Origin of the sequence: Brevibacterium sp. K72, assembly GCF_050562175.1 — a bacterium.
Classification (GTDB): Bacteria; Actinomycetota; Actinomycetes; order Actinomycetales; family Brevibacteriaceae; genus Brevibacterium; species Brevibacterium casei.
The window spans coordinates 2171989-2196344 of record NZ_CP191582.1 but is presented as its reverse complement, the minus strand read 5'-3'; the positions used below and the strand labels follow the sequence as shown (position 1 = coordinate 2196344).

Genomic DNA, 24356 nt, shown 5'->3' with positions numbered 1-24356 from the left:
TCCTGCCCCAAGGACAGGATCCCCCACCAACAATTATTGCGGCAGTCACTTACTCTCCCACAACCACCAAGTTGCAGTACCATCAGCATGACATGGGCTTAGCTACCGGGATCGGAACGGTTAACCGGGCGTTTCCCCACCACTATCACCACCGCAAAACTCTCCAGACAACCACCACACACACCCGTGTGTGGGTAGTGGTCCAAGAACCGTACAGCGAACGCGAACACCATCGTGTCATCTCGTCAAAAAATCGTTAATGCTTTTCACGCACACACCAACCCTCTTGGGTTGTGTGAGTGATCGGCGTATTAGTACCAGTCAACTCCACACCTCACAGTGCTTCCATACCCGGCCTATCAACCCAGTGTTCTCCTGGGCACCTCCCCCCAAAAGGGATGGAAATCTCATCTCGGAGCAGGCTTCCCGCTTAGATGCTTTCAGCGGTTATCCTTCCCGAACGTAGCCAACCAGCCATGCACCTGGCGGTACAACTGGCACACCAGAGGTTCGTCCGTCCCGGTCCTCTCGTACTAAGGACAGCCCTCCACAAATTTCCTACGCACGCAGCGGATAGGGACCGAACTGTCTCACGACGTTCTAAACCCAGCTCGCGTACCGCTTTAATGGGCGAACAGCCCAACCCTTGGGACCGACTCCAGCCCCAGGATGCGACGAGCCGACATCGAGGTGCCAAACCATGCCGTCGATATGGACTCTTGGGCAAGATCAGCCTGTTATCCCCGAGGTACCTTTTATCCGTTGAGCGACCACGCTTCCACAAGCCATGGCCGGGTCACTAGTCCCAGCTTTCGCTCCTGCTCGACACGTCCGTCTCACAGTCAAGCTCCCTTGTGCACTTACACTCGACACCTGATTGCCAACCAGGCTGAGGGAACCTTTGGGCGCCTCCGTTACTCTTTAGGAGGCAACCGCCCCAGTTAAACTACCCATCAGGCACTGTCCCTGAACCCGATCAGGGTCCGAAGTTAAGGAATCCAGAATGGTCAGAGTGGTATTTCACTTGCCGACTCCACCCGATCTGGCGACCAGGCTTCAACATCTCCCACCTATCCTACACAAACCACACCGAAGCCCAATACCAAACTATAGTGAAGGTCTCGGGGTCTTTCCGTCCTGCTGCGCGTAACGAGCATCTTTACTCGTAATGCAATTTCGCCGAGTTCGTGGTTGAGACAGCAGAGAAGTCGTTACGCCATTCGTGCAGGTCGGAACTTACCCGACAAGGAATTTCGCTACCTTAGGATGGTTATAGTTACCACCGCCGTTTACTGGGGCTTAAATTCTCCGCTTCACCCCAAAGGGTTAACGGGTCCTCTTAACCTTCCAGCACCGGGCAGGCGTCAGTCCGTATACATCGACTTACATCTTCGCACGGACCTGTGTTTTTAATAAACAGTCGCTTCTCTCTGGCCTCTGCGACCACCACCAGCTCCCAACCGCAAGGGTCGTTCACCAGGATGGCCCCCCTTCTCCCGAAGTTACGGGGGCATTTTGCCGAGTTCCTTAACCACGATTCTCTCGATCACCTTAGTATTCTCTACCTGACCACCTGTGTCGGTTATAGGGTACGGGCAACACACACCCTCACGTCGATGCTTTTCTCGGCAGCAGAGGATCACCAGATCACCCCACCACTGTGGGGCGCCCATCAGCTCTCACACACTCGTGGGGACGGATTTGCCTACCCCCACATGCTACGACCTTAGACCACGACTACCATCGCGTGGCCTGGCTACCTTTCTGCGTCACACCTCACGCTTACCGACTCCACACTCAGGTCCTCACCAGACCACCAACCAGACATCCGAAGACGCCACGGGTGGACCGGGGAGTTAGTCTCATGTGTTTTGGTATTGTCGGTTGTGTGTCGGTACCAGAATATCAACTGGTTGTCCATCGACTACGCCTGTCGGCCTCGCCTTAGGTCCCGACTTACCCAGGGCGGATTAGCCTAGCCCTGGAACCCTTGGTCATCCGGTGGACGGGTTTCTCACCCGTCTTTCGCTACTCATGCCTGCATTCTCACTCGTGACGCCTCCACCACTCGTTCACACGGCGACTTCACTGGCGACACGACGCTCCCCTACCCAACACCACACCATTACAGTATCGTGATGCTGCCACAACTTCGGCGGTGTACTTAGCCCCGCTACATTATCGGCGCTCAATCACTTGACCAGTGAGCTATTACGCACTCTTTCAAGGGTGGCTGCTTCTAAGCCAACCTCCTGGTTGTCTTCGCAACTGAACATCCTTTCCCACTCAGCACACGCTTAGGGGCCTTAGTTGATGGTCTGGGCTGTTTCCCTCTCGACAATGAAGCTTATCCCCCACTGTCTCACTGCCACGCTGAACCTTACCGGCATTCGGAGTTTAGTTGACGTCAGTAACCCGGTGGGGCCCATCAGCCATCCAGTAGCTCTACCTCCGGCAAGAACCACGCAACGCTGCACCTAAATGCATTTCGGGGAGAACCAGCTATCACAGAGTTTGATTGGCCTTTCACCCCTAACCACAGGTCATCCCCTCCATTTTCAACTGAAGTGGGTGCGGGCCTCCACAACATCTTACTGCTGCTTCACCCTGCCCATGGCTAGATCACTCCGCTTCGGGTCTAGGACACGCGACTGGACCGCCCTATTCGGACTCGCTTTCGCTACGGCTACCCCACACGGGTTAACCTCGCCACGCACCGCTAACTCGCAGGCTCATTCTTCAAAAGGCACGCCATCACACCAACACGGGTGCTCTGACGGATTGTAAGCACATGGTTTCAGGTACTCTTTCACTCCCCTCCCGGGGTACTTTTCACCATTCCCTCACGGTACTGATCCGCTATCGGTCATCAGGAAGTATTTAGCCTTACCAGGTGGTCCTGGCAGATTCACACGGAATTCCACGAGTTCCGTGCTACTCGGGGACACGTGTCACACCGGGGCCACGCGTTTCGTCTACGGGACTCTCACCCACTCCGGTACTGTTTCCCACCAGCTTCGACTACACGCAGCAACACATCAGCGTCTCGGTCATGCTGAACCGAACACACACACCCCACAACACCATGTACGCAACACCAGCACGCTTGACACGCACACGGTTTAGGCTCATCCAGTTTCGCTCGCCACTACTCCCGGAATCATTCTTATTTTCTCTTCCTACGGGTACTGAGATGTTTCACTTCCCCGCGTTCCCTCCACACACCCTATATATTCAGGTGCGGGTCACCGCACTCGCATGCGGCGGGGTTCCCCCATTCGGACATCCTCGGATCACAGCCCGTTTATCGGCTCCCCGAGGCTTATCGCAGATTTCCACGTCCTTCATCGGCTCCTGATGCCAAGGCATCCACCATGCGCTCTTACACACTCACACCCACCCCTAGGGGCTGGTATCAGTGTGCGCGAAAATATCACACTAAGATTTTTTGACTCAAAGAAAATCACACTACACACCAGCACAAAGGCTGGTGCTTGATGCTCGCGTCCACTATACGATTCTCAAACCACTACCAATCACCACCCCAGCCAGCACCAGCACTGCTGCTGCCTCTGGGTTGGGTCGGTGCCTGGTGAAACCACTTGTGGTTCCAGGACCCAACAGCGTGTCTGTTCTATCCGACCACCCACCCACCGTCACCCGAGGCACATCACCTGGGCACGCTGGTTGGACGAGCGGAAAACATGATGTTCCACCCTTGAGCAACCCACCCGAACCACACATGGGTTCTGTTGGTGGGCACCATACTGGTGTGCTCCTTAGAAAGGAGGTGATCCAGCCGCACCTTCCGGTACGGCTACCTTGTTACGACTTAGTCCCAATCACCAGTCCCACCTTAGACGGCCCCCTCCTTACGGTTAGGCCACCGGCTTCGGGTGTTACCGACTTTCGTGACTTGACGGGCGGTGTGTACAAGGCCCGGGAACGTATTCACCGCAGCGTTGCTGATCTGCGATTACTAGCGACTCCGACTTCACGTAGTCGAATTGCAGACTACGATCCGAACTGAGACTGGCTTTAAGGGATTCGCTTGCCCTCACGGGTTCGCCTCTCTCTGTACCAGCCATTGTAGCATGCGTGAAGCCCAAGACATAAAGGGCATGATGATTTGACGTCATCCCCACCTTCCTCCGAGTTGACCCCGGCAGTCTCCTATGAGTTCCCACCATCACGTGCTGGCAACATAGAACGAGGGTTGCGCTCGTTGCGGGACTTAACCCAACATCTCACGACACGAGCTGACGACAACCATGCACCACCTGTACACCAGCTTCAAAGAAGAGGACCTGTTTCCAGGACGGTCCGGTGTATGTCAAGCCTTGGTAAGGTTCTTCGCGTTGCATCGAATTAATCCGCATGCTCCGCCGCTTGTGCGGGCCCCCGTCAATTCCTTTGAGTTTTAGCCTTGCGACCGTACTCCCCAGGCGGGGCACTTAATGCGTTAGCTACGGCGCGGAGAACGTGGAATGCCCCCCACACCTAGTGCCCAACGTTTACGGCATGGACTACCAGGGTATCTAATCCTGTTCGCTCCCCATGCTTTCGCTCCTCAGTGTCAGTTACAGCCCAGAGTCCCGCCTTCGCCACCGGTGTTCCTCCTGATATCTGCGCATTTCACCGCTACACCAGGAATTCCAGACTCCCCTACTGCACTCTAGTCAGCCCGTACCCACTGCACGCGCAACGTTAAGCGTTGCGTTTCCACAGCAGACGTGACCAACCACCTACGAGCTCTTTACGCCCAATAATTCCGGACAACGCTCGTACCCTACGTATTACCGCGGCTGCTGGCACGTAGTTAGCCGGTACTTCTTCTGCAGGTACCGTCACTTGCGCTTCTTCCCTGCTGAAAGCGGTTTACAACCCGAAGGCCGTCATCCCGCACGCTGCGTCGCTGCATCAGGGTTTCCCCCATTGTGCAATATTCCCCACTGCTGCCTCCCGTAGGAGTCTGGGCCGTGTCTCAGTCCCAGTGTGGCCGGTCGCCCTCTCAGGCCGGCTACCCGTCGTCGTCTTGGTGAGCCATTACCTCACCAACAAACTGATAGGCCGCGAGCCCATCCCCAACCGAAAAAACTTTCCACCACCAGACATGCGTCCGGCAGTCGTATCCGGTATTAGACCCAGTTTCCCGGGCTTATCCCGAAGTCAGGGGCAGGTTACTCACGTGTTACTCACCCGTTCGCCACTCATCCACCCGGTGCAAGCACCAGGCTTCAGCGTTCGACTTGCATGTGTTAAGCACGCAGCCAGCGTTCGTCCTGAGCCAGGATCAAACTCTCCATAAAAAATTTACTTCTAGTGATCCCGGCAAGACAGTCACCCATCCACGGGGGTGGACGGTGACCCCACCATGAACCGAAACAGTCCATGGATTTTGGTTGTCTTACCAGAAAAAATTTCTGGCATCACATTGTTCAAACAAACACGCTATTGGATTCTCAAACCACAAACACACACCCACACCACACACGAGAGGACTCGCGTGCTCGTTGGGGGCATCCACAGATTTCGCACTTTTCGCCTTGCGGCCCGCCGTACCAGCGGATGTCTACTCTACAGTGTCTTTCCGAACCGTGCAACTCGAAGTTCATCTTCGCGTCACTCGGATTCGTCATCGAACTGAAGCGTTCGCTGCCTCAGCAGCTCGATCTACTCTACACGAGTGCGATCCGCTCAGGCAAGGCCGAGAAGGGCCTTGCAGAGGTGATCTCGCTCACCGCGATCCCGGCGCCGGCCGCTGAGTGCCGGAACCCCGGCGAATTCATTCAGCTCCGCGCCTGCGTTCTCACGCCACCGGCGCGACGCCACCGATGCGACGGCAGCAGCCTCACGCCACCGGCGCGACGAGCTCGGGCGAGTCGTTACGGACGTTGCCGACGGCCCGGCCCACCTTGTGCCGCGTCACCGAGGCCGGGTCGACCTGGGCCAGGGTCGAGGCGAGCAGATCGGGAACCTCACCGCTCGGCACCGCCGGGTCGATCCAGTCGTCGAGGTGCTCCCGGGAGAGGAACACGGGCATGCGGTCGTGAACCTCGCGCAGGTGCCCGGCGGATTCCATCGTGAGGATCGAGGTGGAGACGAGCCACGCATCGTCCGGCTGCTTCCAGAACTCGAAGAGTCCGGCCATGAACAGCGGATCGGCTCCGGCCGCTGACATCATCCACGGCTGCTTACCGTCCTCGGTGACCTCCCACTCGTAGTAGCCCGGGATCGGCAGCGCGCAACGGCGGCGTTTGATCGCCTGGCGGAACATCGGCTTCTCGAGCACGGTCTCCGACCGCGCGTTGAAGGCCTTGAAGCCGATTCCCGGATCCTTCGCCCAACTGGGGACGAGACCCCAGTGAGCGGTCTCGAGGCGCCTCGTCACCTCCCCTTCGTCGTCGAGGCGTTCGACGACGATGGGGATGTCGGCTCCCGGAGGCACGTTGTAGCGCGGGGTGTAGTCATAGGAGACGACGTCGAGTCGCAGCTCGTCGGCGAGGTCCGCCGGATCCGAGGACAGATTGAGTCGACCGCACATGCGCCAATCCTCTCACTTCACTACACTGTCGACAATGGCGGCGGAGAAGAGCACAGCGTTGAGATTCGATCCCATCGAGGAGTCTCGGAAGCAGTGGCTCGCCCACGGGTGGGACGAGGCGACCGACGGAATGAACACCGTCATCTCGGTCATGCGCATCCATCAGCTCTTCCTCGCCATGGTCGACTCCGCGCTCAAGCCCTTCGCACTGACCTTCTCGCGGTACGAGGTCCTCACCCTCCTCTCCTTCACACGCGCGGGCACCCTGCCGATGTCGAAGATCTCCGCCCGGCTCCAGGTCCACGCAACGTCGACGACGAACTCCGTCGACCGGCTCGAGAAGGCCGGACTCGTCCGCCGCCGCAGCCACCCCGACGACCGCCGGACCACTCTCGTCGACCTCACAGAGGCCGGGCGGGAACTCGCCGCACGGGCCACCTCGGCGCTCAACGACGAGGTCTTCACGTCCCCGGCCTTCGCCGGCACCGACCTCGGCGAGCTCCTCCCCCACCTCGAAGCGCTGCGCACCAGCCTCGAACCCCGTCCCTGAACCGCGGGCACGGCAAACTCCTGCTGCCACGGGACCGGACTCCCCCATTTAGTTGGACGTCCAAGTAAATCCTCCGTATCCTGGTGGAAACGGTGACCGCGGTCACCTCGGAACTGCGCGCTGAGCGCCCATTCGCCTTCCTGGAGGAACCATGTCCCGCAGCACTGCGACTGCCCTGCCGTTCGGACTCACCGAGGAGCAGCAGACCATCTCCGCGATGGTCCGCGACTTCGCCGACACCGAGATCGCCCCGCACGCCCTCGAATGGGACCAGCAGCACCACTTCCCCGTCGACGTCATCAAGCGCAGCGCCGACCTCGGCATGGGCGGCATCTACGTCCGCGAGGAGTCCGGCGGCACGGGGATGGGCCGGATGGACGCCGCCCTCATCTTCGAGGCGATGTCGACCGGCTGCCCCTCGGTCGCCGCCTACATCTCGATCCACAACATGGTCGCGTGGATGATCGACAAGTACGGCAACGAGGAGCAGAGGGAGAAGTACCTGCTCCCGCTCGTCTCGATGGAGCACCTCGGCAGCTACTGCCTCACCGAGCCCAATGCCGGCTCCGATGCCGGAGCGCTGCGCACGACCGCCCGGGAGGACGGTGACCACTTCGTCCTCAACGGGGTCAAGCAGTTCATCTCCGGTGCCGGATCGTCCGAGACCTACCTCGTCATGGCACGCACCGGGCAGGAGGGGGCCCGCGGCATCTCCGCGTTCATCCTCGAGAAGGGCATGGAGGGACTGACCTTCGGCGCCAACGAGCAGAAGATGGGCTGGCGTGCGCAGCCGACCCGCCAGGTCATCATGGAGAACGTCCGGGTGCCGAAGGAGAACATGCTCGGAGAACCGGGGCAGGGCTTCAAGATCGCGATGTCCGGACTCGACGGCGGCCGACTCAACATCGGCGCGTGCTCGCTCGGCGGCGGACAGTCGGCATTGGAGAAGGCGATCGAGTACATGGGCGAGCGCCAGGCCTTCGGCACCGAACTCACCGGCTTCCAGGCCCTGCGCTTCGAGGTCGCCGAGATGCAGACGAAGCTCGAAGCCGCCCGGTCCCTGCTCTGGCGCGCCGCGAACGCCTACGACGCCGGGGATCCGAACACCTCACTGCTCTCGGCCATGGCCAAGCTCACCGCCACCGACTCCGGCTTCGATGTCGCCAATCGCGCCCTCCAGCTCCACGGCGGCTACGGGTATCTGACAGAGTATGGGATTGAGAAGCTGGTCCGTGACCTGCGGGTCCACCAGATTCTGGAAGGCACCAACGAGATCATGCGCGTGATCATCTCGCGCAAGAGCACAGGAGTGGGCTGATATGACGACACAGGCCTCGGCAGAGCCGAGCATCCTCACCTCGGACTCCGGCGGAGTCGGACGCATCGAACTCAACCGACCGAAGCTGATCAATGCGCTCAGCCTCGACATGGTCGCCGGCATCGACGATGCCCTGCGGGCCTGGTATGACGACGACGGCGTCGCGCTCGTCCTCGTCACCGGTCGCGGCGACCGCGGTCTGTGCGCCGGTGGGGACATCAAAGCCGTGTACACCGACATCGTCGCCGGCAGCGACGAGAACTCCCGGTTCTGGAACCGCGAATACCGGATGAATGCGGCCATCGCCGAATACCCGAAGCCCTACGTCGTCATCATGAACGGCATCACGATGGGCGGCGGCGTCGGGATCTCCGGGCACGGCTCCCACCGCATCGTCACCGATTCGACGAAGGTCGGCATGCCCGAGACCGGCATCGGCCTCTTCCCCGACGTCGGCGGCACGTACCTGCTCGCCCGCGCCCCCGGAGAGCTCGGCACCCACCTCGCGCTCACCGGCACCGCCGTCGGCCCCGGAGCGGCGATCGCGCTCGGGCTGGCCGACCACTACGTGCCCGAGGCCGACATCGCCGACCTCATCACCGACCTCGAGTCCGGCGGGGACGTCGAGACCGTCATCGCCCGGTATGCGGCCGAACCCCCGGAGAGCGAACTCGCCGAGGCGGCCGCCTGGATCGACGAATGCTACCAGGGCGATGACGCCGAGGCGATCGTCGCAGCCCTGGCCGCCCACGAGAGCCCCGACGCCCGCGCCGCCGCCGAACTCATCCTCACCAAGGCCCCCACCTCGGTGAAGGTGACGCTGGCGGCCCTGCGGAAGGCGGCGACGATGACCCTGCCCGAGGTCCTCGAGCAGGACTACCGGACCGCCGTCGAGATGACCCGTCGCCCTGACCTCAGGGAGGGCATCCGCGCGCAGGTCATCGACAAGGACCGCAACCCCCGGTGGTCCCCGGCCACCCTCGCGGAGGTCGACGACGCCACCGTCGAGCAGATCCTCACCACCGAACAGGAAGCCAAGGTGTTCTCATGAGCGAATTCGCAACGATCCTCACCAGCGTCGACGACGGCGTCGCGACGATCACGATCGATCGGCCGAAGGCCCTCAACGCCCTCAACCTCCAGGTCCTCACCGACATCACGGATGCGGCCACGGCCTTCGACGCCGACGACTCCGTGCGCGCGATCATCATCACCGGCAGCGAGAAGGCCTTCGCCGCCGGTGCCGACATCAAGGAGATGGCCGACCTCGACTTCGCCACCGCTTACCGTGCCGACTGGTTCGCCGGCTGGGAGCGGCTGACGAGCGTCCGCAAGCCGATCATCACCGCCGTCGGCGGCTACGCGCTCGGCGGCGGCTGCGAACTCGCGATGATGGGCGACATCCTCATCGCCGCGACCACGGCGAAGTTCGGCCAGCCCGAGATCAACCTCGGCGTGCTCCCGGGCATGGGCGGCTCGCAGCGTCTCACCCGCGCCGTCGGCAAGGCCAAGGCGATGGACATGTGCCTGACGGGTCGGATGATGGACGCCGAGGAGGCCGAACGCTCCGGGCTCGTCGCCCGGGTCGTCGCTCCCGAGGAGCTGTTGGCGACGGCGAACGAGATCGCTCGGACGATCGCCGGGAAGTCCCTCATCGCCTCGGCGATGGTCAAGGAGGCGATCGACGTCGCCTTCGAGACGACCCTCGAACAGGGTCTGCGCTATGAGCGTCGGCTCTTCCACTCGGCCCTGGCGACGAACGACCAGTCCGAGGGCATGGCCGCCTTCGTCGAGAAGCGCGACCCGAACTTCACGGACTCGTAGCCGCCGACGCTGACAGCGCGCGACGCCACAGGGCGCGGACGGGAGGCGATCCCGTCCGCGCCCTGCGTCGTCTCCCGGCCCGCGAAGAGCGCCCGGATGGTGGGCCCTCACCGCAACCTAACAATCGTTCAGTTAGAGTGGGGCTGTTCGCTCATCCAAGGAGGCATCGTGAACCTGTTCGAGACGCTCGACCTGCGCCTGCGACTCCCCGTCGTCGGCTCCCCGATGTTCATCGCATCGGGCCCCGAGCTCGTCACCGCCCAATGCCAGTCGGGCATCATCGGCGGATTCCCCACGCTCAACGCGCGCCCGGCGTCGATGCTCGCCGACTGGTTCGCCGAGATCACGGAATCGAATGCGAACTGGACCGCCGCGCACCCTGAGCGTCCGGCCGCCCCGTTCGCCGCGAACCTCATCGTCCACCGCTCGAACAACCGCCTCGAAGCGGACCTCGCCGAGGTGGTCCGCCATGAGGTGCCGATCGTCATCACCTCGCTCGGCGCCCGCGAGGAGGTCAACGAGGCCGTCCACTCCTACGGCGGGGTCGTCCTCCACGACGTCATCAACAACCGCTTCGCGCACAAGGCCGTCGAGAAGGGCGCCGACGGCATCATCGCCGTCGCCGCCGGTGCCGGCGGGCATGCCGGTGCGCTCTCCCCCTTCGCCCTCGTCCAGGAGATCCGCTCGTGGTTCGACGGACCGCTGCTGCTCTCCGGGGCGATCGCGCACGGCCAGTCGATCCTGGCCGCGCTCGCGGCTGGCGCGGACTTCGCCTACATCGGCTCCGCGTTCCTCTCCACCCACGAGGCCAACGTCGTCGACGAGTACCGGCAGATGATCGTCGACTCGGTCGCCGATGACGTCGTCTACTCGAACTACTTCACCGGGGTCAAGGGCAATTACCTGCGCGGGTCGATCGTCGCCGCCGGCCTCGACCCCGACGCCCTGCCGGAGGCCGACCCGACGAAGATGGACTTCGGCACCGACCCGGAGTCGGGCACGAGCGCGAAGGCGTGGAAGGACATCTGGGGCTCGGGTCAGGGCATCGGCGCCCTCGGACTCCAGTGCTCGACGGCCGACCTCGTCGATCGCCTCGTCGGCGAGTACGAGGCGGCCCAGGCGCAGCTGCGGACCCGCCTCGCCCGCACCCAGTCCGCACCGACGCAGGCGGCCGGCACCCTCTGAGGCAGACTCACGGACTCACGCGCAGTCGATGCCGAGAGCCGAGAACCGTTCGACGCCCAGCGGGGTGATCTCCAACGATCGCCCCGCCGGGCGCCTGCGCACCAGCGCGAGGTCTTCGCACACGGCGAGCAGACGCCGCCCGAACCGGCCCGAGCAGTGGATCTCCCGCTGCGACCAGTCCATGCACGCTCCGATCCCCCGCCCGCGCCCGGGTGGGAGCTCGAGGCGGACGCCGAACATGTCCTCGAGCACGGCCTCGACCTCGTCGCCGAGGTGCAGGGGGCAGTCGGCACCGGTCACCCGATCGGGATCGTCGGGGTCGACGTCGTCGCGGTCGATGCCGCCGCGTTCGACGAGGACGCCGAGGAGGTCGACGCCGAGGCGACCCGCGAGGTGGTCGTAGCACGTGCGTGCCCGTGACAGCGCCGCCAGCTCACGGTGGCTGCTCAGCGATGTCACCGCAGGAGGGGCGCAGAGCGCTCCGAGATGCTCGATGACGACGGCGATGTCGGCCCGGACGCTCTCGGCGAGCTCGACATAGCGGTAGCGTCCGCTGCGCCGCACACTCACCCATCCGGCCTCCCGGAGCACGGAGAGGTGACCGGTCATCGTCTGCGCGCTCACGCCGCAGTAGCTCGCGAGATAGGACACCGGGGTGCGCGAGCGGTCGAGGAGGAGATCGAGGGCCTTCGCCCGGGTCGGGTCGGCGAGCAGCCGGGCGAGCTCCCAGAACGGCGGGACGACGACCGGGGCGGGAGCTGCGCTTCTCATGGTCGGAGTCTACGCCCAGGACACTTCGGCCGTCTCCGAAGTGTCCCGGACCTAGGCTTCGAGCATGCAGATCCTCGCCTCAGTGACCTTCGTCCTCATCTGGTCGACCGGCTTCATCGTCGCCCGAGCCATCGGCGATGCCCCGCAGACGTTCCTCTTCTGCCGCTTCCTCGGCGCGGCGCTCGTCCTCGGTCTCGTCTGCGTCGTCTGTCGCCACCTCGTCACCCGCTTGCCCCACCGTCTGCGACTGTGGAAGCCGGCGGCCGCTCTTGTCGGTGCCGAGACCGCGGAGCCGGGTTCAGGAGTGCGCACGGTGTGGACGCTCCTCCTCATCGGTGCGCTGCAGAACGGCGCGTACCTGTGCCTGTCGTACTTCGCCGTCGTCGACGGCTTTCCGGCCGGGATCATGGCTCTCGTCGGCGGCTGGCAGCCGGTGCTCACCCTCGTCGTCACCGCGCTCGTCGTGCGCAGGCGCCCTGATCAGGCCGTTCTGCTCGGCGTCGGGGTCTCGCTGGTCGGCATCGCCTTCGTCCTCGTGCCCGGTGTTCTCGGGACCGCGGGCCCGGTGCGGCCGATCCACATCGTCCTCGCCTTCACCGCGGTCACGTGCCTGTCCGCGGGCACGATCTGGCAGAAGCGCGTCGCCGCCCATCCTCTGCTGCCGACCCTGGCCTGGCAGTCCCTCGGAGCGGCAGGCGTCGCCTTCGTCGCGGCGATCCTCACCGACGAGCGGGGCGCTGACTTCGGCTGGCCCTTCCTCGCCGGACTCGTGTGGTCGGTGTTGGGCATCTCGATCCTCGCGATGCTCATCATGGTCCACCTCGTGCGCGTGCGCTCCGCGGCCTACGTCTCGGCTCTCGTCCTCGGCGCACCCCCGCTGGCCGCCCTCGAGGCGGCGCTGCTCTTCGGTGAGCGGCTGAGCTTCGTCCAGTGGACGGGCACCGTGCTCACCCTCGTCGGGGTCGGACTCGTCGTCCTCGTCCCCCAGGGCAGCCCGCCGGAGCTCAGACGGTCGAGATGATCCCCCGCTCGGTCAGGCGGGACGCGAGACCGGCGCCGTCGGGCGCATAGATCCACGGCACGCCCTGGCCGCGGCCGTGGCGCTTCGAGCGACCGCCCGCCCACACGGCCTCGCCGACGGTGAGCTGGCGGATCGCGACGGCCGCGACGTTGTTCGGGTGGTTCTCGACGAACTCGCCGTAGATCTCTTCGTCGTTCTGCCCGTCGTCGCCGATGAGCAGCCACTTCATCCACGGGAAGTCCCGGGCGAGGCGTTCGAGCGTGTTGCGCTTGTGCTCCTTGCCCGAGCGGAACACGCGCGTCGTCGTCGGCCCCCAGTCGGTGAGCAGGAGCGGCCCGATGGGATAGAGGTTGCGGGAGAGGAAACGTTTGAGCGTCGTCGCCGAGTTCCACGCCCCCGTCGAGAGGTAGAGGATCGGGGTGTTGGGGCGCATATAGGTGATCCGGTCGTAGAGGACCGACATGCCCGCCACGGGTGAGCGGGCGTGCTCGCTGAGGACGAAGGTGTTCCAGGCGGCGAGGAACGGCCTCGGCAGCGAGGTGACCATGACGGTGTCGTCGATGTCGGAGATGATCCCGAACGTCGAGTCCTCCCCGATGATCCGCACCGCCGCGGAGTCGACGAGTGAGCCGTCGGTCCACAGCTCGATCTCCGTCTCCCCCGGGGTGAAATTGCCGGGGATGACCGTGTCGATGATCCCGCCGCGGTCGGAGGTGACCATGTGCTCTTCGTCGTTGATGCGCACCCACGCCGTGTCGTTGGGCAGCGGCACGCTGACGAACGACCGCCAGCCGCGCACGCTCGCCTGCGCGTCGGCCGACGGATGGCCGTCCGGGGTGAGGACGAGTCGGGCGAGGACCCGCACCCAGTCGGTGCCCCCGTACGTGTCGTAGGCGAGCACGGTGCGCTGGTAGTTCTGATCGGTCGCCCGATTCTGGATCCAGCGGTTGAACCGGTCCTCGAGCCGGGCTGCGGTGTGGAGCATGTCGGGTGTGAGGTTGAGCGGTCCCTCGTCGGGCTTCTTCTTGGCCACGGGTGATCCTCCGGCTCGCTGTCGTCAGGGTGTGGTCAGTGCTCTCTGCGACCGCCGGCGCCGATGCGCCGAGGTCGGATCAGATGAAACCGACCTTGTCATAGACTTCGCGCAGTGTCACCTCGGCGATGGCATTCGCCTTCTCCGCTCCGGCGTCGAGGAGGCGCTGCAGCTGGGCCCGGTCCGCGAGGAGCTCGGTGGTGCGCTCGCGCATCGGGGCGAGCGCCTCGACCGCCACCTCGGCGAGGTCGACCTTGAGGTGGCCGTACATCTTCCCCTCGTAGTCGGCGACGATGTCGGCGACGGGGCGACCGGTGAGCGAGGAGTAGATCGTGAGCAGGTTGGACACGCCGGGTTTGGCCTCGGGGTCGAAGCGGATCTCCGTCTCGTCGTCGGTGACGGCGGACTTGATCTTCTTCGTCAGGGCCTTCGGCTCGTCGAGGAGGTCGATGCGCCCGAGCGGGGACGGCAGCGACTTCGACATCTTCGCCTCCGGGTTCTGGAGGTCGTAGATCTTCGCCGTCGCCTTGAGGATCTGCGCCTCGGGCACGACGAAGGTCTGCCCGAAGCGGTGGTTGAAGCGCTCGGCGAGGTTGCGGGTGAGTTCGAGGTGCTGACGCTGGTCCTCCCCGACGGGCACCATCTGCGGGTTGTAGAGGAGGATGTCGGCGGCCATGAGCGCCGGATACGTGAGCAGGCCGAGGGAGACATGGCCCTGCTTGGCGGACTTGTCCTTGAACTGCGTCATCCGCGTCGCCTCGCCCATCGAGGTCGTGCACTCGAGCACCCAGCTCAGCCGGGGGTGCGCGGGGACCTGGGACTGGACGAAGATCGTCGACTTCTCCGGGTCGAGGCCGGCGGCGATGAACTGCGCCGCAGTGGTCAGGGTCCGCTCACGCAGTTCGGCGGGATCCTGCTCGACGGTGATCGCGTGCATGTTCGCGATGAAGTAGAAGGCGTCGTGGGACTCCTGATGGGTGACGAACTGCTGCAGGGCTCCGATGTAGTTGCCGAGATGGAGGGAATCCGAGGTGGCCTGGATGCCCGAGACCGTGCGGGGCAGTGAAGGTGTCGTCATGCCTCTATGATGCCTCTGACCTGCTCACCCCCGCCAATCGCGGGCGTGTGTGCGGCCCGTTCCCCACCGTGTCCGTCCCCTCGCCGAGGCGGGGGTGAGATCCGGACCACACCTGCGAGTACACTGGCGATGAAGGACACATGATTCGCCAAGGCGACTCTCAGGATCGGGTTCGCACCCGCTGCCTGCGACGACGCTGATCGACTTGTGACCGGAAGTGCCCCAAGCTCAATGAGGAGGACCGAGTGTCGGTTGAATACGTCAAGACGGAGGAGAGCCTGCCTCCTGTCGCGGTGGTCGAAAGGCCCCGGTGGACTCCGGCGAAGATCGTGCTGTGGGTGGCCATCGCGCTCATCGCCGGTGCCGGGTGGACGATGGTCGCCTTCGTCCGCGGCGAGGAGATGTCGGCGAGCTGGTTCGTCGCCGCCGCGGTCGGCAGCTACCTCATCGCGTTCCGCTTCTACGCGAAGTTCATCGAATGGAAGATCGCCCGTCCCGACCCCAGGCGGGCCACGCCCGCTGAGCTCAACGACAACGGCCGCGACTTCGCTCCCACCGACCGCCGGGTCCTCTTCGGCCATCACTTCGCTGCGATCTCGGGTGCCGGACCGCTCGTGGGCCCGATCCTCGCCGCGCAGATGGGCTACCTGCCGGGCACCCTGTGGATCATCCTCGGAGTCATCGTCGCCGGCGGCGTCCAGGACTACCTCGTCCTCTTCTTCTCGATGCGACGCAACGGACGCTCGTTGGGTCAGATGACCCGCGACGAGCTCGGCCGCACCGGCGGCATCATCGCCTCGATCGGGATCATCCTCATCATGGTCATCCTCATCGCGGTCCTCGGCGTCGTCATCATCAACGCGCTCGCCGAGAGCCCGTGGGGCGTGTTCTCCATCGCCATGACGATCCCGATCGCGATCTTCATGGGCGTCTACATGCGCTACCTGCGACCGGGCAAAGTTGTCGAGACCTCGGTCATCGGCATCGTCCTCCTCGTCGCGGCGATCGTCGCCGGCGGGTGGGTCAACAGCTCCCCGTACTGGTCGGAGGTCTTCCTCCTCGACAAGGTCACCCTCGCATGGTGCCTGATGATCTACGGCTTCCTCGCCGCAGTCCTGCCCGTGTGGGTCCTGCTCGCCCCGCGCGACTACCTCTCGACGTTCATGAAGATCGGCACGATCGTGCTGCTGGCCGTCGGCATCCTCATCGTCAACCCGACCGTGCAGATGCCCGCGTTCACGGAGTTCGCGTTCAACACTGCGGGCCCGGCCTTCGCCGGCGCACTCTTCCCGTTCCTCTTCATCACGATCGCCTGCGGTGCCCTCTCCGGATTCCACGCGCTCATCTCCTCGGGCACGACCCCGAAGCTCATCGAGAAGGAGTCGCAGGCCCGGCTCATCGGCTACGGCGGCATGCTCATGGAGTCCTTCGTCGCGATCATGGCGCTCGTCGCAGCGATCTGCCTCGACAAGGGCCTCTACTTCGCGATGAACGCCGCCGAACCGCTCACCGGCGGCACCGTCCAGGGCGCGGCCGACTTCATCAACAACTCGCTCGGCATGTCCGGGGTCGAGACGACCCCGGAGTACCTCCAGCAGGCGGCCACCGATGTCGGTGAGGAGAGCATCGTCTCCCGCACCGGCGGTGCCCCGACGCTGGCGATGGGCATGGCGCACATCCTCCACAACGTCTTCGGCGGACCGGCGTGGATGTCGTTCTGGTACCACTTCGCTGTGATGTTCGAAGCGCTCTTCATCCTCACGACGATCGATGCCGGCACCCGCGTCGCCCGCTTCATGCTCAGCGATGCGCTCGGCAACTTCGCCAAGCGCTTCCGGGATCCCTCGTGGACGCCCGGCGCCTGGCTGACGACGGCGATCATGGTCGGCGCGTGGGGTTCGATCCTCCTCATGGGCGTGACCGATCCGCTCGGCGGCATCAACACCCTCTTCCCGCTCTTCGGCATCTCGAACCAGCTGCTCGCCGCGATCGCGCTCGCCGTGATCTTCGCGATCGTGTGCAAGATGGGTCTGGCCCGGTATGCGTGGATCCCGGGGATCCCGCTCGCATGGGATCTCGTGGTGACGATGACGGCCTCGTGGCAGAAGATCTTCTCCTCCGACCCGAAGCTCGGCTACTGGGCCCAGCACTTCACCTACCGTGACGCACTCGCGGCCGGGGAGACCTCGGTCGGAGCCACGCAGGGGGTCGAGGCGATGAACGCGGTCGTGCGCAACACCTTCGTCCAGGGCACGCTCTCGATCGTCTTCGCCCTCCTTGTCGCGATGGTCGTCGTCATGGCGCTGTGGAAGTCGATCGAAGCCATCCGCAAGGGCTCGATGCCCACGAGTGAGGAGCCCTTCACGGAGTCGAAGCTCTTCGCCCCCGCCGGGCTCATCGCCCGCCGGGCCGAGCGCGAGGTCCAGGCGCAGTGGGAGGAACGATCGGGCACGGAGCCACGGCCATGACCGACACGCAGACCCATCCGCTCACCCGCCTCGTCAGGGACCCGTGGGGGTCGCTGCGCCGAGGCGGGGCCTGGCTGCTGTGGTATCTCAAGGAGATCATGGGCGAGAACGCCTACATCCACTACCTCGAGTCCTACGAGCGCAGGCACGGCACCCGGGAGGGAGCGATGGGTGAGCGCGAGTTCTGGCGCGACGTCACCGACGAGCAGGACCGCAACCCGAAGGCCCGCTGCTGCTGAGTCGTCCCCGCGGCTGAGACGACTTCGGCCGCGGGGACAGGGCTCTGTCACAGCAGAGCTCTGCCGCTGAGACGGATTGTCGTCGGCTCCTCCCATCGTCGAAGATGGAGGCATGCGGACGTGGTTGTTTCTTGCGGGGGCGATCCTCGCCGAGGTGACGGGGACGCTGTCGATGAAGGCCGCCCTCGAGCACCCCGCCCTCTATGTCCTCATGGCGCTGGGATACGCGTGCGCGTTCGTCTTCCTCAGCCTCACCCTGCGGTCGGGGATGCCCTTGGGCATCGCCTACGGGATCTGGGGCGCGGCCGGGGTCGCGCTCACCGCCGCCGCCTCGGCGGGCTTCTTCGGGGAGCCGATCACCCCGGTCATGGGCATCGGCATCGTCTGCATCATGGCCGGGGTCGTTCTCGTCGAGGTCGGCCATCGCGGTGAGGAGAAGCCGGCGTCGGCGCGCATCGACCTGCCGCCTCGGCGAGGGGAGGACGCATGATCGTCGGCTGGATCCTCCTCATCGGCGCGATCCTCCTCGAGGTCGCGGCGACGATCTGCCTGCGCATGGCCTCGGTCGGCGGATCGAAGGCATGGTACGCGGGCGTGGCAGGCGGCTACATCGTCTCCTTCAGCCTGCTCAGCCTCACCCTGCGCACCGGGTTCCCGCTCGGGGTCGCCTACGGGATCTGGGCGGCCACGGGCGTCGCCCTCACCGCCCTCGCCGGCCGCGTCCTCTTCCGGGAGCGGCTGACCCGGGTGATGATCGCCGGCATCGCCCTCATCATCGTCGGCGTCCTCCTCATCGAGGTCGGCTCGCAGATCTGAGCTCGGGGATCGCGTAGTCGATGACGAGCGGGGCGTGATCGGACCAGCGCTCGCCCCAGCTGTTCGCCCGGTCGACACTTGCTCCCCTGGCCGTCGCCGCGAGCCCCGGGGTCGCCATGTGGTAGTCGATGCGCCATCCCGCGTCGTTGTCGAAGGCCTGGCCGCGCATCGACCACCACGTGTAGGGGCCGTCGATGTCGCCGGCCAGCTGCCGGTGGACGTCGACGTAGCCGACCTCGCCGAAGAACCGGTCGAAGTAGGCCCGCTCCTCGGGCAGGAACCCGGCCTTCTTCCGGTTCGCCTTCCAGTTCTTCAGGTCCCGTTCGGTGTGGCAGACGTTGAGGTCGCCGGTGACGAGGACATGGTCGGAGGCGGCAGCGAGCTCGGGAAGGCGCTCGGTCATCCGGTCGAGGAACCGGTACTTGTCGTCCTGCTTCGGGGTGCCCGCCTCACCCGAGTGGACGTAGGCGGAGACGAGGGTGAGCACGGTGTCGTCGCCGAGGCGGAAGTCCGTCTCGAGCCACCGCCCGGCTCGGTCGAAGTAGCCGTCGGAGCCGATGCCCTCCCGCGTGGCGAGGGGTTCGGCCTTCGCCATCACGGCGACTCCGGCACGGCCCTTCGCCTCGGCGTCATGGCTGATCGTCGTGTACCCCGCACCTTCGAGGACGCCGAGGGCGATGTCGTTGGCGGCACGGACCTCCTGGAGGGTGATGAGGTCGGGGGCGGAGGCATCGACCCAGGTGGGCATCCCCTTTCGCCATGCTGCGCGGACACCGTTGACGTTGACTGAGGCAATGCGGATCATTCCTCTATGATGGCAGAGCGAAGTACTCTTCCGCGCACCGGCGTTATAGAGTGAGAGCACGAACGAACCACCTGAGGAGGGGCAATGGCTGATGAGAGATTCGATCCGGAAGAGCTGAGCATCAGTCCGCTCGATGAGGTCGACGCCCGCGAGATGCGCGAGTTCCTCCTCAGTGCGCAGGAGAACTTCTGGGGAGACCGCGACCTGCGGGCCGACCACGACGCGTACTGGTTCCGCCAGTTCGTCGCCTCCGGCCTCGTCGCCCGCTACCGCTCGGAGATCGTCGGCTACCTGCTCGGTGAGATCCCCGCCAGAGGGCCTGCCTACATCCATCTCGTCGCCGCCCGGTCGGACTTCCGCCACCTCGGCATCGGCCGTGAGCTCTACCGCGCGTTCTTCGACCACGTGCGCCAGTTCGGCGGCGATACGGTGCAGGCGACGACCGATCCTGAGCAGACCGGAGCGATCTCGTTCCACTCGTCGATGGGCTTCAGCGGCGAACTCGTCGAGGACTACGCGGGCCCCGGCAACCCGCGCGTGTTCTTCGAGCTCAAGCTCAACCAGGACTGAGGCGCCTCCCCCGGAGCGCCGCACGCGGCCCGGTCATCTCCAACGAGGTGACCGGGCCGTCGTCGTCCGTGCTCTCACCGCTCACCCCGAGGCGAACAGCCGCAGCGCCAGACCGGCGATGACCGCCGCGGAGACCATCGCAGTGATCCGCCGGCCGGATCCGGAGAGGAGCGCCTTCCCCGCACTGCGGCCGATGAGCACAAGCACGCAGTGCCACGAGGCCGAGGCGAGGACGATGCCCGTCAGGAGTGCGACGGCCTCGGATGCGGTGCCCGCGCTCAGCAGCCCCCCGGAGACGACCACCGAGACGAAGTAGAGCAGCGGCCACGGATTGAGCGCGGTGAGGGAGAAGAAGAGGAGCGCTTCACGCCAGGCGCGCCCGGTCGCGGGCGCGGTCCGAGGCGGTTGTCCGTCGCCGCACTCCGGTCCACCACCGGCGGTTCCGCGCTCGGGATCCCCCGGGTCGCGGGTGAGACCGTCGACCGCGATGCGGGCGGCCAGGACGAGGAGGACACCGGCACCGGCGACGGTGACCGCCGACTGCCACGGTGCGATGAGGCGGGCGGCGGCCGCGCCGCCGAGCAGCGCCGCCACGGCGTAGAGCGCATCCGCGGCCACGGCCCCGAGGACCGCCGCGAGTCCCTGCCGCAGCGTCGCGGACGCGCTGCGGTGGATGAGGAGGACGGCGACGGCACCGACGGGGATCGCCAGTCCGTAGCCGGCCCAGAGTCCGAGTCCGAATGCCTGCCACATACGGCCACGATGGCTCATCCGAACCGTTCGCGTCTATCGAAGATTTCGCCATTCATTGTGTAGTGTTTCACCATGATCGATCCGCGCCTGCGCACTCTCCGAGCCGTCCGCGAGGTCGGGACCGTCACGGGAGCCGCGGCCACCCTCCATGTCACCCCGTCGACGGTGTCCCAGCATCTCAAGCAGCTCTCCCGCCTCGTCGGTGCCGAACTCGTCGAACCCGTCGGACGGAATGTCCGTCTCACAGAGGCCGCGGAGATCGTCCTCTCCCATGCCTCGGCGCTCGACGCCGAATGGGAGCGAACGCTCGCGGACCTCGCGACCCTGCGCGCGGACGAGGGCGCTCGTCTGCGGATCTCCGGGATCGCCTCGGCGATCGTCTCCCTCATCTGTCCCGCCGTCGACCGCCTTCGCGACATCGACCCGCGGATCGCAGTGGAGATCCGCGAGGACGCGATCGGGGACCGGTTCCGGATGCTCGCGGACGCGGAGACCGACATCGTCGTCGCCGTCGCCGGCTCTCACCGTGTCGGGGCCGCAGAGGATCGGGGAGGCGAAGCGCACGATCTCCTCGTCGACCCGCTCGACATCCTCGTCGGGGAGGCCCACCCGCTTGCCGACGCGATATCCGTCGGCCTCTCCGATCTGGCCGACGAGACCTGGATCGGGGCCGGCGATATCCGCGACCAGCAGGTGGTGTTCGCCGACCTCTGCGCTCAGGCGGGCTTTCGCCCGCGCGTGCGCCACGACGCGCTCGACTGGTCGGCGGTCGCCGCGCTCGTCGGTCACGGCCACGGCATCGCCTTGTTCCCGCGCACCGCTTCCCTGCCGGCCGGTGCCGCCGTCTCGAGGATCCCGGTGACGTGGCCCGACTCCCCGTCCATTCCCCATCGGCTGCTGCGCGCCCACGTCCGTCCCGGCAGCGCCGCCCATCCGGTCATCGCCGCGGGACTCGACGCCCTGCGGGAGCAGGGCAGGCTCCTCGCAGGCCCGACTCCGGACTGAGCAGAGATTGCGAACGGCCCGGTCGCCTCATGAGAGGCGGCCGGGCCGTCTGCAGTTCCCCGGAACAATCCGGGCCGTTCTGCGTCGTCGGCTCAGCGTGTCACTCGGCGGAGCGCTGCGCGGTGTCGACGACGTTCTTGAGCAGCAGGGCACGGGTCATCGGACCGACCCCACCGGGGTTGGGCGAGACCCAGGCGGCCACCTCGGCGACACCGGGATCGACGTCACCGACGATCTTCGACTTCCCCGTCTCCGGGTCCTCCTCACGGGAGACCCCGACGTCGAGGACGATTGCACCGGGCTTGACGTCCTCGGACCGGACGATGCGCGGGGCACCGGCGGCGGCGACGATGACGTCGGCCTGCTTGAGCAGCTCGGGGAGGTTCCGGGTGCCCGTGTGGGTGAGCGTGACCGTCGCGTTGTACTCCCGGCGGGTGAGCAGCGAGCCGATCGACCGGCCGACGGTGACCCCGCGGCCGATGACGACGACGTGCTTGCCGGCGAGCTCGATGCCGTTGCGGACCATGAGCTCGATGACCCCGCGCGGGGTGCACGGCAGGGGTGTGGTGATCGGGCGGCCCACGTTGAGCATGAGCCGACCGAGGTTCGTCGGGTGGAGTCCGTCGGCGTCCTTGGCCGGGTCGATCCGCTCGAGGATCGCATCGGTGTCGATGTGGTCGGGAAGCGGCAGCTGCACGATGTAGCCGGTGCACGCGTCGTTGGCGTTGAGCTCGTCGATGACCTCTTCGAGCTCCTCCTGCGTCACCGAGGCGGGCAGGTCGCGACGGATCGACTCGATGCCGACCTCCGCGCAGTCGCGGTGCTTGCCGGCGACGTACCACTTCGATCCCGGATCGTCGCCGACGAGGACCGTCCCGAGACCGGGGACGATCCCCCGCGAAGCGAGCTGACCGACCTGCGCCCGCATCTCGTCCTTCATCTGCGCGGCGACGGCCTTGCCGTCGAGGATCTGCGCGGCCATCAGTACTGCTCCAGACCTTCGTAGAGCGGGAAGTCGTCGCTGAGCCGCTTCACCCGGGCGGCGAGCGCCTCGACGTCGGCACCGGGCTTGAGCGCCTCGGCGATGACGTCGGCGACCTCGGTGAACTCGGCGTCGCCGAATCCGCGGGTCGCCAGCGCCGGGGTGCCGATGCGCAGACCCGAGGTGACCATGGGCGGGCGCGGGTCGAAGGGCACGGCGTTGCGGTTGACGGTGATGCCGACCTCGTGGAGGAGGTCCTCGGCCTGCTGCCCGTCGAGGGCGGAGTTGCGCAGGTCGACGAGGACGAGGTGGACGTCTGTGCCGCCGGTGAGCACGGTCGCCCCCGCCTCGGCGACATCGGCCTCGAGGAGACGGTCGGCGAGGATCTGCGCGCCGCGCAGGGTCCGCTCCTGACGGTCCTTGAACTCTTCGGTCGCCGCGAGCTTGAACGCCACGGCCTTCGCCGCGACCACATGCATGAGCGGACCGCCCTGCTGGCCGGGGAAGACCGCGGAGTTGAGCTTCTTCGCGTACTCCTCCTTGCCGAGGATGAAGCCCGACCGGGGGCCGCCGATCGTCTTGTGCACCGTCGAGGAGACGACATCGGCGAACGGGACGGGGTTGGGGTGGAGGCCTGCGGCGACGAGCCCGGCGAAGTGGGCCATGTCGACCCAGAGCTTCGCACCGACCTCGTCGGCGATGTCGCGGAAGGCCTGGAAGTCGAGCTGGCGCGGGTAGGCGGACCAGCCGGCGACGATGACCTCGGGACGGTGTTCGAGGGCGCGCTCACGCACCTTGTCCATGTCGATGCGGTACGTGTCGGGGTCGACCTCGTAGGAGGCGACGTCGTAGAGGCGGCCGGAGAAGTTGATCTTCATGCCGTGGGTGAGGTGGCCGCCGTGGGCGAGCGAGAGGCCGAGCATCTTGTCGCCCTGGCGGGCGAGCGCATGCATGACCGCGGCATTGGCCGAGGCACCCGAGTGCGGCTGGACGTTGGCGTACTCGGCGCCGAAGAGGCTCTTGGCCCGGTCGATCGCCAGGTTCTCGGCGATGTCGACGAACTCGCAGCCGCCGTAGTAGCGCTTGCCCGGGTACCCTTCCGCGTACTTGTTCGTCAGCACCGAGCCCTGGGCTTCGAGGACCGCGCGGGGAACGAAGTTCTCCGAGGCGATCATCTCGAGCGTCGAACGCTGCCTGCCCAACTCGAGGTCGAGGACTTCGGCGATCTGCGGGTCGATGTCTGCAAGCGAAGCCTGCAGCGAGGTGTCGGACATATGCACTCCTGTGGCGTCGAGGACTGGCGGCACGGATCCGGCCCGCGCGCGTTCCGAGGCAATGCTAACAGCGTTGCCCCCGCCCGGCTCAGGCCGACCGCCTGCCGGATCCCGGACACG

20 protein-coding genes and 3 rRNA genes are annotated in these 24356 nt (G+C 65.5%); 12 read left to right on the top strand and 11 right to left on the bottom strand.

Annotated features, from left to right (window positions below; all coding sequences use genetic code 11):
• Positions 1-36 precede the first annotated feature (36 nt).
• The 4 genes from rrf to ACQ1RG_RS09780 form a co-directional block, all read right to left on the bottom strand.
• Positions 37-156, bottom strand: a 5S ribosomal RNA gene (gene rrf, locus ACQ1RG_RS09795).
• Between the two features lie 135 nt (positions 157-291).
• Positions 292-3396: ribosomal RNA gene (locus tag ACQ1RG_RS09790) — 23S ribosomal RNA — on the bottom strand.
• A gap of 387 nt (positions 3397-3783) precedes the next feature.
• Positions 3784-5309, bottom strand: a 16S ribosomal RNA gene (locus ACQ1RG_RS09785).
• The 16S, 23S and 5S rRNA genes sit together here, the layout of an rRNA operon.
• Positions 5310-5851: 542 nt before the next feature.
• Entirely contained in the window at positions 5852-6544 is a 693-nt protein-coding gene (locus tag ACQ1RG_RS09780; RefSeq protein ID WP_009379303.1) for an SOS response-associated peptidase, read from the bottom strand.
• A 34-nt stretch (positions 6545-6578) separates the two neighbouring features.
• Between ACQ1RG_RS09780 and ACQ1RG_RS09775 the strand changes: the two genes are divergently transcribed.
• From ACQ1RG_RS09775 to ACQ1RG_RS09755, 5 genes are all read left to right on the top strand, one after another.
• Positions 6579-7094, top strand: a complete 516-nt coding sequence (locus tag ACQ1RG_RS09775; RefSeq protein WP_040342047.1) for a MarR family winged helix-turn-helix transcriptional regulator — start codon at positions 6579-6581, stop codon at positions 7092-7094.
• A gap of 151 nt (positions 7095-7245) precedes the next feature.
• Positions 7246-8412, top strand: coding sequence for an acyl-CoA dehydrogenase family protein (locus ACQ1RG_RS09770; protein WP_009379299.1), 1167 nt, complete (start codon positions 7246-7248; stop codon positions 8410-8412).
• A gap of 1 nt (position 8413) precedes the next feature.
• Positions 8414-9463: an enoyl-CoA hydratase/isomerase family protein gene (locus ACQ1RG_RS09765; protein WP_009379297.1), complete on the top strand. Its 1050-nt coding sequence runs from the start codon at positions 8414-8416 to the stop codon at positions 9461-9463.
• On the top strand, positions 9460-10236 hold the full coding sequence (locus ACQ1RG_RS09760) for an enoyl-CoA hydratase (RefSeq protein ID WP_009379294.1): 777 nt from the start codon (positions 9460-9462) through the stop codon (positions 10234-10236). Before ACQ1RG_RS09765 ends, ACQ1RG_RS09760 begins: the two co-directional genes overlap by 4 nt.
• Before the next feature lie 168 nt (positions 10237-10404).
• Positions 10405-11421, top strand: a complete 1017-nt coding sequence (locus tag ACQ1RG_RS09755; protein ID WP_009379293.1) for an NAD(P)H-dependent flavin oxidoreductase — start codon at positions 10405-10407, stop codon at positions 11419-11421.
• A 15-nt stretch (positions 11422-11436) separates the two neighbouring features.
• Here the strand turns inward: ACQ1RG_RS09755 and ACQ1RG_RS09750 are convergent, their stop codons facing one another.
• Positions 11437-12192 carry an ArsR/SmtB family transcription factor gene (locus ACQ1RG_RS09750; RefSeq protein WP_009379292.1) on the bottom strand — a complete coding sequence of 252 codons (756 nt, stop codon included), beginning with the start codon at positions 12190-12192 and terminating at the stop codon, positions 11437-11439.
• A gap of 64 nt (positions 12193-12256) precedes the next feature.
• Here ACQ1RG_RS09750 and ACQ1RG_RS09745 point away from each other — a divergent pair, with 64 nt between their 5' ends.
• Positions 12257-13213 carry a DMT family transporter gene (locus tag ACQ1RG_RS09745; RefSeq protein WP_009379291.1) on the top strand — a complete coding sequence of 319 codons (957 nt, stop codon included), beginning with the start codon at positions 12257-12259 and terminating at the stop codon, positions 13211-13213.
• On the opposite strand, the gene ACQ1RG_RS09740 is transcribed toward ACQ1RG_RS09745, so the two are convergent.
• Complete coding sequence (locus tag ACQ1RG_RS09740; RefSeq protein ID WP_009379290.1) at positions 13197-14246, bottom strand: App1 family protein; 1050 nt, start codon at positions 14244-14246, stop codon at positions 13197-13199. The genes ACQ1RG_RS09745 and ACQ1RG_RS09740 overlap by 17 nt on opposite strands.
• 79 nt (positions 14247-14325) lie before the next feature.
• Positions 14326-15324 (bottom strand): tryptophan--tRNA ligase, encoded by a 999-nt coding sequence (trpS, locus tag ACQ1RG_RS09735; RefSeq protein ID WP_009379289.1) that lies wholly within the window; start codon positions 15322-15324, stop codon positions 14326-14328.
• 245 nt (positions 15325-15569) lie between these two features.
• Here trpS and ACQ1RG_RS09730 point away from each other — a divergent pair, with 245 nt between their 5' ends.
• The 4 genes from ACQ1RG_RS09730 to ACQ1RG_RS09715 all read left to right on the top strand — a co-directional run bounded on the left by ACQ1RG_RS09730 (position 15570) and on the right by ACQ1RG_RS09715 (position 18847).
• Complete coding sequence (locus ACQ1RG_RS09730) at positions 15570-17792, top strand: carbon starvation CstA family protein (protein WP_009379288.1); 2223 nt, start codon at positions 15570-15572, stop codon at positions 17790-17792.
• Positions 17789-18031 carry a CstA-like transporter-associated (seleno)protein gene (locus ACQ1RG_RS09725; protein WP_009379286.1) on the top strand — a complete coding sequence of 81 codons (243 nt, stop codon included), beginning with the start codon at positions 17789-17791 and terminating at the stop codon, positions 18029-18031. The genes ACQ1RG_RS09730 and ACQ1RG_RS09725 overlap by 4 nt, the downstream gene beginning before the upstream one ends.
• A 112-nt stretch (positions 18032-18143) precedes the next feature.
• Complete coding sequence (locus ACQ1RG_RS09720) at positions 18144-18521, top strand: DMT family transporter (RefSeq protein WP_009379284.1); 378 nt, start codon at positions 18144-18146, stop codon at positions 18519-18521.
• On the top strand, positions 18518-18847 hold the full coding sequence (locus ACQ1RG_RS09715) for a DMT family transporter (RefSeq protein WP_009379282.1): 330 nt from the start codon (positions 18518-18520) through the stop codon (positions 18845-18847). Before ACQ1RG_RS09720 ends, ACQ1RG_RS09715 begins: the two co-directional genes overlap by 4 nt.
• Here ACQ1RG_RS09715 and ACQ1RG_RS09710 read toward each other — a convergent pair.
• Positions 18822-19652 (bottom strand): exodeoxyribonuclease III, encoded by an 831-nt coding sequence (locus ACQ1RG_RS09710; protein WP_009379280.1) that lies wholly within the window; start codon positions 19650-19652, stop codon positions 18822-18824. The genes ACQ1RG_RS09715 and ACQ1RG_RS09710 overlap by 26 nt on opposite strands.
• Positions 19653-19736: 84 nt before the next feature.
• Here ACQ1RG_RS09710 and ACQ1RG_RS09705 point away from each other — a divergent pair, with 84 nt between their 5' ends.
• Entirely contained in the window at positions 19737-20222 is a 486-nt protein-coding gene (locus ACQ1RG_RS09705) for a GNAT family N-acetyltransferase (RefSeq protein ID WP_009379278.1), read from the top strand.
• 81 nt (positions 20223-20303) lie between these two features.
• Here ACQ1RG_RS09705 and ACQ1RG_RS09700 read toward each other — a convergent pair whose 3' ends face one another.
• Complete coding sequence (locus ACQ1RG_RS09700) at positions 20304-20975, bottom strand: LysE family transporter (RefSeq protein ID WP_009379276.1); 672 nt, start codon at positions 20973-20975, stop codon at positions 20304-20306.
• 72 nt (positions 20976-21047) lie between these two features.
• Here ACQ1RG_RS09700 and ACQ1RG_RS09695 point away from each other — a divergent pair, with 72 nt between their 5' ends.
• Positions 21048-21980, top strand: a complete 933-nt coding sequence (locus ACQ1RG_RS09695) for a LysR family transcriptional regulator (protein ID WP_009379275.1) — start codon at positions 21048-21050, stop codon at positions 21978-21980.
• A gap of 100 nt (positions 21981-22080) precedes the next feature.
• On the opposite strand, the gene ACQ1RG_RS09690 is transcribed toward ACQ1RG_RS09695, so the two are convergent.
• Together ACQ1RG_RS09690 and glyA are read right to left on the bottom strand one after the other, a co-directional pair.
• On the bottom strand, positions 22081-22962 hold the full coding sequence (locus ACQ1RG_RS09690) for a bifunctional methylenetetrahydrofolate dehydrogenase/methenyltetrahydrofolate cyclohydrolase (protein ID WP_009379273.1): 882 nt from the start codon (positions 22960-22962) through the stop codon (positions 22081-22083).
• Positions 22962-24236 carry a serine hydroxymethyltransferase gene (gene glyA / locus ACQ1RG_RS09685; protein WP_009379272.1) on the bottom strand — a complete coding sequence of 425 codons (1275 nt, stop codon included), beginning with the start codon at positions 24234-24236 and terminating at the stop codon, positions 22962-22964. The genes ACQ1RG_RS09690 and glyA overlap by 1 nt, the downstream gene beginning before the upstream one ends.
• Between the last annotated feature and the right edge of the window lie 120 nt (positions 24237-24356).

Excerpts from the sequence above, each read along its gene's own strand:
- ACQ1RG_RS09775 (WP_040342047.1), top strand. The coding sequence starts at position 6,579 with ATGGCGGCGGAGAAGAGCACAGCGTTGAGATTCGATCCCATCGAGGAG.
- ACQ1RG_RS09770 (WP_009379299.1), top strand. The coding sequence starts at position 7,246 with ATGTCCCGCAGCACTGCGACTGCCCTGCCGTTCGGACTCACCGAGGAG.
- ACQ1RG_RS09695 (WP_009379275.1), top strand. The coding sequence starts at position 21,048 with ATGATCGATCCGCGCCTGCGCACTCTCCGAGCCGTCCGCGAGGTCGGG.
- ACQ1RG_RS09690 (WP_009379273.1), bottom strand. The coding sequence starts at position 22,962 with ATGGCCGCGCAGATCCTCGACGGCAAGGCCGTCGCCGCGCAGATGAAG.
- ACQ1RG_RS09745 (WP_009379291.1), top strand. The coding sequence starts at position 12,257 with ATGCAGATCCTCGCCTCAGTGACCTTCGTCCTCATCTGGTCGACCGGC.
- ACQ1RG_RS09710 (WP_009379280.1), bottom strand. The coding sequence starts at position 19,652 with ATGATCCGCATTGCCTCAGTCAACGTCAACGGTGTCCGCGCAGCATGG.
- trpS (WP_009379289.1), bottom strand. The coding sequence starts at position 15,324 with ATGACGACACCTTCACTGCCCCGCACGGTCTCGGGCATCCAGGCCACC.
- ACQ1RG_RS09780 (WP_009379303.1), bottom strand. The coding sequence starts at position 6,544 with ATGTGCGGTCGACTCAATCTGTCCTCGGATCCGGCGGACCTCGCCGAC.
- ACQ1RG_RS09705 (WP_009379278.1), top strand. The coding sequence starts at position 19,737 with ATGGCTGATGAGAGATTCGATCCGGAAGAGCTGAGCATCAGTCCGCTC.
- ACQ1RG_RS09720 (WP_009379284.1), top strand. The coding sequence starts at position 18,144 with ATGCGGACGTGGTTGTTTCTTGCGGGGGCGATCCTCGCCGAGGTGACG.
- ACQ1RG_RS09750 (WP_009379292.1), bottom strand. The coding sequence starts at position 12,192 with ATGAGAAGCGCAGCTCCCGCCCCGGTCGTCGTCCCGCCGTTCTGGGAG.
- glyA (WP_009379272.1), bottom strand. The coding sequence starts at position 24,236 with ATGTCCGACACCTCGCTGCAGGCTTCGCTTGCAGACATCGACCCGCAG.
- ACQ1RG_RS09700 (WP_009379276.1), bottom strand. The coding sequence starts at position 20,975 with ATGTGGCAGGCATTCGGACTCGGACTCTGGGCCGGCTACGGACTGGCG.
- ACQ1RG_RS09725 (WP_009379286.1), top strand. The coding sequence starts at position 17,789 with ATGACCGACACGCAGACCCATCCGCTCACCCGCCTCGTCAGGGACCCG.
- ACQ1RG_RS09715 (WP_009379282.1), top strand. The coding sequence starts at position 18,518 with ATGATCGTCGGCTGGATCCTCCTCATCGGCGCGATCCTCCTCGAGGTC.
- ACQ1RG_RS09760 (WP_009379294.1), top strand. The coding sequence starts at position 9,460 with ATGAGCGAATTCGCAACGATCCTCACCAGCGTCGACGACGGCGTCGCG.
- ACQ1RG_RS09765 (WP_009379297.1), top strand. The coding sequence starts at position 8,414 with ATGACGACACAGGCCTCGGCAGAGCCGAGCATCCTCACCTCGGACTCC.